Consider the following 7,175-nt stretch of genomic DNA (forward strand, 5'->3'; position numbering starts at 1 on the left):
GTCAGAACGTCACACGGACAGAGCCGGTGACATTGCGCGGCGCGGCGTAATAGGCCTGCGTCCAATACAGGCTGGTCAGGTACTTGTGGTTGGTCACATTGGCGACGTTGAAATTGAACTGAACGTTCTCGTTCAATTTATACCCGGCCTGCAATTGCAGCGTGGCATAATCGCCCTGGCGCACGGTGCCGGAATAGATCGTGTCCTGCCACTTGACCGCCGCGCCCAGTTGCAGCGGCGCGATGGGATTCCAGCGCAGTGCCAGGTTGGCGGTGTTGCGCGGCACATACGTACGCACTTGCCTGCCCGCGCCATCGTCCATCTTGAGCGTGGTGGCGCCGGCCTGGATCGTGAGCGTGGAGGTCAGCTTGCCACCCACTTCTGCCTCAACCCCGCGGCTGACGGCGCGGATGCCGTTGTACAGGGTCTGGCCGGTGGCGGTGTCGTAAGCGCCCGCGTCGGCCAGGTTGCTTTGTTCGGCGCGAAACCAGGCGACCGATCCAAACAGCCCGCCGCCCGGTGTCTGCGCCTTGAGCCCGGCTTCATAGCTCTTGCCCTTGGCCGCGCCCAAGGGCCTGCGGTCGATGTCGAGATTGGCCTGCGGGGCAAAGATGCTGGAATAGCTGGCATAGAGATTGACGCCGGGCAGGGCCTTGTAGGTCACGCCGACGAATGGGCTCAGCGCCTTTTCGTTCTTGTCGGTGCTGGCGCCAAAGCTGATCCCGCGCGTCTTTTCGACAAGGTAACTGGCGCCCAGCAGCACGCTGAGCTTTTCGGTCAGCGATACATCCGATGCCCCGCGCAGGCGCCACTGGCGATCTTCGGTATGCTCCTGCTGCACGCTGGCGCCATAGGCGGGGAGCGCCACTTCCTGCCCAGTCCAGCTGCCGGGCAGGCCGGGGATCTGACCCCAGGCAGGATCGCTGTCAGGCACGGCGCGGCCATAGTATTCATAGGTGCCCACCGTGCGCTGCACGCCCAGCGTCAGCTGCTGGTCGCGGCCGAACAGGCGATAGCCGCCCTGTACCGTGCCGTCATAGATCCAGCCTTTGGCGACGGGGGCATAGGCGCCGGGATTGCCAAAGAGCCCGCCCCAGGCGCCGGTCTGGCTGTCCTGCTTTGGCGTGCCATAGACATAGAACAACCGCGAATCTTCGTTGTGGTACTTGCGCGTGACATGGGCGCGCACGCTCCAGCCCGGGGCGAAATCCCAGGTCAGCTGGCCATAGGCGGTCTGGTCATGCGTATTCCAATAGGTCCAGTCCATCGTGGTAGAGGCGCTGCGGTCAAACTCCAGCTGGTTGCCCTTGCTGTCCTGCAAGGGCAGGGCGCCCCACATCACCCCGGTGGACTTGCCATCCTGGCGCATATAGCCGGCCGAGAGATGCAGGTTGGGGGTGATTTCGCCATCCAGAACGCCGGAAATCGCGGTGCGGCTGTGGTGATAGCTGCGCAGGTAGGAATCGCCGTCCTGCGCCGCGCCGGTTACGCGCACGGCCCATTTGCCATCGGCGGTCAGCGGCAGGTCAAGGTCCACCTCGGCGCGCTTCTTGTTCCATGAGCCATAGGACAGCTCGGCCGACATATGGCGCTGGCCGGTGGGATGGCGGCGGTGATAATTGATCGTGCCCGAAGGATTGCCTGCGCCGGTGAGCAGCGCGTTGGCCCCGCGCACCACTTCCACGTTGTCCCACATCACCGAATCCTGGGCGCCGATCGTCGGGCCCCAGATATTGGGCAGGCTGATCCCGTCGATCATCGCGTCGACGATGTCGAACCCCCGCGCGTTGTAGTACGTGCGCTCGGTTTCGACCTGGTCGACATTGACGCCCGTAACGTAGCGCAGCAGCTGGTTGGTTTCGTCCAGCGCAAAGTCATCCAGGAACTTTCGATCGACCACGCTGACCGATTGCGGCGTATCCATCAAGGATAGCGCCAGGCCGGTAGCGCCGCTTGCCACCGTCTCCCCCTTTTCGCCGTTGACCACAATGGTGCGGCCAGCGTCGGCATCACTGGCGCTGGCACTCGCGGCGTCCGCAGTGCTGTCGGCATGGGCGGGCGCAGCCGCCAGCACACCCAGCGAAACGCCGCAGGCCAGCATCGCGTGGCGCAAATGCGTGGGGGCCATTGTCTCAATCCTTCCTGAACAATGATTTCTCACCGCCCGCTAATGCGAATGGTTATCATGAGTCAAGGAGAGTGATAATCATTTTCAAAAAAGTAGCGCTTGTCTCAACTCGACCGACGATGGCGTCCGCCCGGCTTGCAGCTTTGCGCCCTTGGCCCTAGGATGCGGGCACCCCGGGGAGCCAGTGGCCTGGGCAACGCGCCTGCGTTGCCGGGTTGAGCAAAGGCTGAGAGGGGCTGGTCACGCAGCCCGACCCGTCGAACCTGAACCCGTTAGCACGGGCGGAGGGAGGGCCGGCCCAGCGTTACACGTGCGTGCCACAGCCTTTCGTTCGTCCACACGAAAGGAACCTCGTGTATGGCCGATCTCAATTCCCCACTCGAAATCGGTGTCACCACCGGCCCCATCCGCGGCAGCCGCAAGATTCACGTGGAATCGCCGCGTTTCCCCGGCATGACCGTCGCGATGCGCGAAATCGCGTTGGAGCCGGGCTGCGGCGAGCCGCCGCTGCGCGTCTATGACACCTCAGGCCCCTATAGCGATCCCAAGCAGGCGATCGACATTCGCGCCGGCCTGCCGCGCCTGCGGCATGACTGGATCATGGCGCGTGGCGACGTGGAAACTTATGCCGCTCGCGAAGTGAAGCCCGAGGACAATGGCCTCAAGGGGCCGGACCGTTCGGGCGGCGTGCCGGCGTTCCCCAATGTCAATCCGGCGCCGCTGCGGGCCAAGGCCGGCGCCAATGTCACGCAGATGCACTATGCCCGCCAGGGTATCGTCACGCCCGAGATGGAATACGTGGCTATCCGTGAAAACCTGGGCCGCCGCCAGTTGAAGGAAGCCCTGGTGCGCGACGGCCAGGATTGGGGCGCCAGCATCCCCGATTACGTCACGGCCGAATTCGTGCGCGATGAAGTGGCACGCGGCCGCGCGATCATCCCCAACAACATCAACCACCCGGAAAGCGAACCGATGGCGATCGGGCGCAATTTCCTGGTCAAGATCAATGCCAACATCGGCAATTCGGCGGTCGCGTCAGACGTCGCCAATGAAGTGGACAAGATGGTCTGGGCGATCCGCTGGGGCGCCGACACGGTGATGGACCTTTCGACCGGGCGCAACATCCACGACACGCGCGAATGGATCCTGCGCAACAGCCCGGTGCCGATCGGCACCGTGCCGATCTACCAGGCGCTGGAAAAGGTCGGCGGCATTGCCGAAGACCTGACCTGGGACATCTTCCGCGACACCTTGATCGAGCAGGCCGAACAGGGCGTGGACTATTTCACCATCCACGCCGGGGTGCGCCTGCCCTATATTCCGCTCACTGCCAAGCGCGTGACCGGTATCGTCAGCCGGGGTGGCTCGATCATGGCCAAGTGGTGCCTGGCGCACCACCGCGAAAGCTTCCTCTACGAGCATTTCGACGAGATCACCGAGATCATGAAGGCCTATGACATCGCCTATTCGCTGGGCGATGGCCTGCGGCCGGGTAGCGTGGCCGACGCCAATGACGAGGCACAGTTTGCCGAACTCTATACCCTGGGCGAACTGACCAAGCGCGCCTGGGCGCAGGACGTGCAGGTGATGATCGAGGGGCCGGGCCATGTGCCGATGCACAAGGTCAAGGAGAACATGGACAAGCAGCTGGCCGCCTGTGGCGAGGCGCCGTTCTATACGCTTGGGCCGCTCGTCACCGATATCGCGCCGGGCTATGACCATATCACCAGCGGCATCGGCGCGGCGATGATCGGTTGGTTCGGCACGGCGATGCTCTGCTACGTCACGCCCAAGGAGCATCTGGGCCTGCCCGATCGCGATGACGTCAAGGTCGGCGTCGTCACTTACAAGCTCGCGGCCCATGCCGCCGATCTGGCCAAGGGACACCCAGCGGCCAAGCTGCGCGACGATGCGTTGAGCCGCGCCCGCTTCGAATTTCGCTGGCGCGACCAGTTCAACCTCAGCCTCGATCCCGAAACGGCCGAGCAATACCACGACCAGACCATGCCGGCCGAAGGGGCCAAGACCGCGCACTTCTGCTCGATGTGCGGGCCCAAGTTCTGCTCGATGAAGATCACGCAGGAAGTGCGTGAATTTGCATCGAAACAGAACCAGGCCGCCGATACTTTCATTGCCGCCGAAGAGGCCGAAGCCGGCATGCAGGCCATGAGCGACAAGTATCGCGAGGCCGGTAGCGAACTCTATCTGCCGGCCGCGCAATAAGGCGGTGCGTCCTGCGCTGGTTGCCATCGTGTAACCAGCGCAGGAACCAGCGCGGTTTCCGATCATTGCCTGTCCATCTGGAAGGTCGCGTCGCCATCGGGTGGCGCTCCGCTCCTCTCATGATGGAGATCGCGCCATGAAGAAGGCTTTGCTGGCAGTGGCACTTGCAGCGTCGGGCCTGACCGCCGCTTGTACCGATGGTTATGATGGCCGCCCCGGCTATGACAACGGCTATCACCGCCATCGCGGCGGCTACGGCGGCATCGAAGGCGGCTATGCCGGTGGCGGCGGCTGGGGCTATCGCGACGATGGCTATTATCGCCGCTATGGCAACTATGACTACAACCGTCCCGATCCCAGCTATGGCGGCTATTATGCCGATCGCTATTACCGCGACGATCCGCGCTACGGCGAACACCGCCTGAGCGCCAATGAGCGGATTTATCGCGGCAATGATGGTCGCTATTATTGCCGCCGTTCCGATGGCTCGACCGGCCTGATCGTCGGTGGTGTGTCGGGCGCGCTGCTCGGCTCGGTGATTGCCCAGGGCGATTCCCGTCCGCTCGGCGCGATCCTCGGCGCAATCGGTGGCGCTGCCGCCGGTGCCGCGATCGACAGCAACAACGTGCGTTGCCGCTGATCCCCAACCGGGCATCGGCACACATGAAAAAGGCCCTTTCGCCGCCTGGCGAAAGGGCCTTTTTCATGTCGGCCTGGCGCGGGACAATCCCGCGTCAGGCCTCAACAGGCTTACTTGGCAGCGTCGACCGCGATGCCGAGCTTCTTCACGTCGTTGAGCGTGAAGGCGACCGGGCGATCGTTGAACGTGCCTTCCACCGACTTCTTGCGGATGTGCAGTTCGAAGGGCACCTTGCCGGCATAGGCGGTGCCACGGACGATCTTTTCTTCGCCCTTGGTTTCGGTGGTGTAGGAATAGCTCACGCCCTTGTAGGCGAAGCTGTCAGGCTGGGTTTCGGCCGAGGCCACGGCGGGGGCGGCAAGCACGAGAGCGGCGGCGGCGGTCGAAATGAAAGAACGAAGCATGGCAATTTCCCCTGATCATAAAGGCGAGATTGCCTTCGGACACCCGTCTGTTGTGTTCTTGTTGCAGCGCGTTTCACCCATGCTGCGCCTGCGAGCAATTGCTTAGGTTGCCCGCCCGCTTGCATGATTTGCAAGTGGCGAGCGCTCGGTTTTGAAAAGCGTTTGTTTTCATGCATAACAATATGCGCCCAGCCATGGGGGAGGTGGCCGGGCGCATACGAAAACACGGGAAAGTGCCGGAACGCTTAGGCTTCGAGCGTGCGCTCCAGCGTGACTTCGCAGTTCAGCAGGCGCGAAATCGGGCAGTTGGCCTTGGCCTCATCGGCAATTTTGGCGAAATCCGATTCGGCGATACCGGGGATTGCCGCCTTGAGTGCAAGTGCGCTGCGCGTCACCTTGAAGCCGTCGCCATCGGCCTCCAACGTAACCTTGGCGGTCGTGTCGAGCGTGCCATCGGCATAACCGGCCTTGGCGAGGGCAAAGCTGGTGGCCATGGTGAAGCACGCCGCATGCGCGGCGGCGATCAGTTCCTCCGGGTTGGTGCCCGGCTTGCCTTCGAACCGCGAGCCAAAGCCATAGGGCTGGTCTGACAGCACGCCCGAGGCCGTGCTTATCGATCCTTTGCCGGGCTTGCCGAGCCCTTCATAACGGGCAGAAGCGGTGCTGGTGGGCATTGGGGCATCTCCTTGATGGGGTTTGCCCGTTGAACGCCCTGGCCAGCGGCCCGTTCCATCCAGTTCAGCGCTTGCGCACGAACTCTGCGCGCAGCACGAGGCCCTTGATCCCATCGAACTTGCAGTCGATTTCCTGTGCGTCGCCGGTGAGGCGGATCGACTTGATCAGCGTGCCGCGCTTGAGCGTCTGCCCGGCGCCTTTGACATCAAGATCCTTGATCAGCGTAACCTGGTCACCGTCCTGCAGCACGTTGCCCACGGCGTCGCGCACTTCCACGGCGTTGGCCGCCGCGCGCCGCGTGGCCAGTTCCGCGGCCGTCATCCATTCGCCGCTTTCATCATCGTAAACGTATTCGTCGTCGCTCATGTCCCGCCCCTTTATGCTGTGGTCCCGGTGGGGCCATGGCAGGTTGGGGGCACGGGCGCCAGCCCTTGCGGGAACTTGTCTTACCACACCGCCGGGACGAGCACGATTGCGCCACCGTCGCGGGGTTTCCAGGCGCGCATGGCCAGGGCGACATTGCTTTCCCGGGCCGCGCGGTCTTCCGCCAGAGACCATGTGATGTGCCAGATGCCACCGTCCGGCCTGCGGGTGGAGCCTTCGAGCGCCACCACCAGCGCCTCCACGCCCGCGCCGTCATCGATATGGCCGACAACGCGGGCGTGGCGGATCGCTGGTGGCAAGGGATCACCGGGGCCGGCATGAACCGTGCGCGTCACATGGTCTGCCACAGTGTGCGGATAGCGTGGCGGGAACAGCGCCATCAGGCGGTCGCGGCTATCGGGTTCGAGCTTCCAGCCGCTGGGCATCGCGCGGTTTCCGGCAGATCAGGAAGATGGCGTGGCCTGGCCACTGACGACGCCGTTGTGATCGGCCTGTGGTGTCGTGAGCGCACCGGTGATCCAGATGGCAGACAAGGCCAGGATTGCCAGCACGAGGCTGATCAGAAGTACCCAGCGCACCACGTTCAAGCCGACGGCGCTACGCGCTTCGTCGGTGGACAGCCGCGCCGGCGGCTCCTGTCGTTGGGTATGGTCGTTCTGCATGACGACTCTCCTGCGTTTCATCGGCGGGGCGCACGGGTGGCGCGCCCCTTTTGCCTGAT

At 63.7% G+C, this 7,175-nt stretch carries 8 protein-coding genes and 1 riboswitch; of the genes, 2 read left to right on the forward strand and 6 right to left on the reverse strand.

Annotated elements, in window-relative coordinates; all coding sequences use genetic code 11:
* Nucleotide 1: 1 nt before the first annotated feature.
* Entirely contained in the window at nt 2-2,128 is a 2,127-nt protein-coding gene (locus tag H926_RS26965) for a TonB-dependent siderophore receptor (RefSeq protein WP_022676349.1), read from the reverse strand.
* A 171-nt stretch (nt 2,129-2,299) separates the two neighbouring features.
* Nucleotides 2,300-2,421: riboswitch (TPP riboswitch) on the forward strand.
* A 64-nt stretch (nt 2,422-2,485) separates the two neighbouring features.
* Here H926_RS26965 and thiC point away from each other — a divergent pair.
* Together thiC and H926_RS0111060 are read left to right on the forward strand one after the other, a co-directional pair.
* The gene (gene thiC, locus H926_RS0111055; protein WP_022676350.1) at nt 2,486-4,351 is read left to right on the forward strand and encodes a phosphomethylpyrimidine synthase ThiC; all 1,866 of its coding nucleotides are present in this window, start codon (nt 2,486-2,488) and stop codon (nt 4,349-4,351) included.
* Between the two features lie 136 nt (nt 4,352-4,487).
* Nucleotides 4,488-4,991 (forward strand): glycine zipper 2TM domain-containing protein, encoded by a 504-nt coding sequence (locus H926_RS0111060; RefSeq protein WP_022676351.1) that lies wholly within the window; start codon nt 4,488-4,490, stop codon nt 4,989-4,991.
* 110 nt (nt 4,992-5,101) lie between these two features.
* On the opposite strand, the gene H926_RS0111065 is transcribed toward H926_RS0111060, so the two are convergent.
* The 5 genes from H926_RS0111065 to H926_RS26970 form a co-directional block, all read right to left on the reverse strand.
* Nucleotides 5,102-5,395 (reverse strand): hypothetical protein, encoded by a 294-nt coding sequence (locus H926_RS0111065; RefSeq protein WP_022676352.1) that lies wholly within the window; start codon nt 5,393-5,395, stop codon nt 5,102-5,104.
* Between the two features lie 245 nt (nt 5,396-5,640).
* Nucleotides 5,641-6,069, reverse strand: a complete 429-nt coding sequence (locus tag H926_RS0111070) for an OsmC family protein (protein WP_022676353.1) — start codon at nt 6,067-6,069, stop codon at nt 5,641-5,643.
* A 64-nt stretch (nt 6,070-6,133) separates the two neighbouring features.
* Nucleotides 6,134-6,436: an alkylphosphonate utilization protein gene (locus tag H926_RS0111075; RefSeq protein ID WP_022676354.1), complete on the reverse strand. Its 303-nt coding sequence runs from the start codon at nt 6,434-6,436 to the stop codon at nt 6,134-6,136.
* Nucleotides 6,437-6,516: 80 nt separating this feature from the next.
* Nucleotides 6,517-6,879, reverse strand: coding sequence for a hypothetical protein (locus H926_RS0111080; protein ID WP_022676355.1), 363 nt, complete (start codon nt 6,877-6,879; stop codon nt 6,517-6,519).
* 18 nt (nt 6,880-6,897) lie between these two features.
* Nucleotides 6,898-7,175 (reverse strand): hypothetical protein (locus H926_RS26970; protein ID WP_371256237.1); only part of this gene is annotated, 278 nt, incomplete at its 5' end.

Source organism: Novosphingobium sp. B-7 (genome assembly GCF_000410615.1).
Classification (GTDB): domain Bacteria; phylum Pseudomonadota; class Alphaproteobacteria; order Sphingomonadales; family Sphingomonadaceae; genus Novosphingobium; species Novosphingobium capsulatum.

What these genes read in the sequence shown, in the direction of transcription:
- H926_RS0111065 (WP_022676352.1), bottom strand. Translation starts at nt 5,395, where the DNA reads ATGCTTCGTTCTTTCATTTCGACCGCCGCCGCCGCTCTCGTGCTTGCC.
- H926_RS26965 (WP_022676349.1), bottom strand. Translation starts at nt 2,128, where the DNA reads ATGGCCCCCACGCATTTGCGCCACGCGATGCTGGCCTGCGGCGTTTCG.
- H926_RS0111070 (WP_022676353.1), bottom strand. Translation starts at nt 6,069, where the DNA reads ATGCCCACCAGCACCGCTTCTGCCCGTTATGAAGGGCTCGGCAAGCCC.
- H926_RS0111060 (WP_022676351.1), top strand. Translation starts at nt 4,488, where the DNA reads ATGAAGAAGGCTTTGCTGGCAGTGGCACTTGCAGCGTCGGGCCTGACC.
- H926_RS0111080 (WP_022676355.1), bottom strand. Translation starts at nt 6,879, where the DNA reads ATGCCCAGCGGCTGGAAGCTCGAACCCGATAGCCGCGACCGCCTGATG.
- H926_RS0111075 (WP_022676354.1), bottom strand. Translation starts at nt 6,436, where the DNA reads ATGAGCGACGACGAATACGTTTACGATGATGAAAGCGGCGAATGGATG.
- thiC (WP_022676350.1), top strand. Translation starts at nt 2,486, where the DNA reads ATGGCCGATCTCAATTCCCCACTCGAAATCGGTGTCACCACCGGCCCC.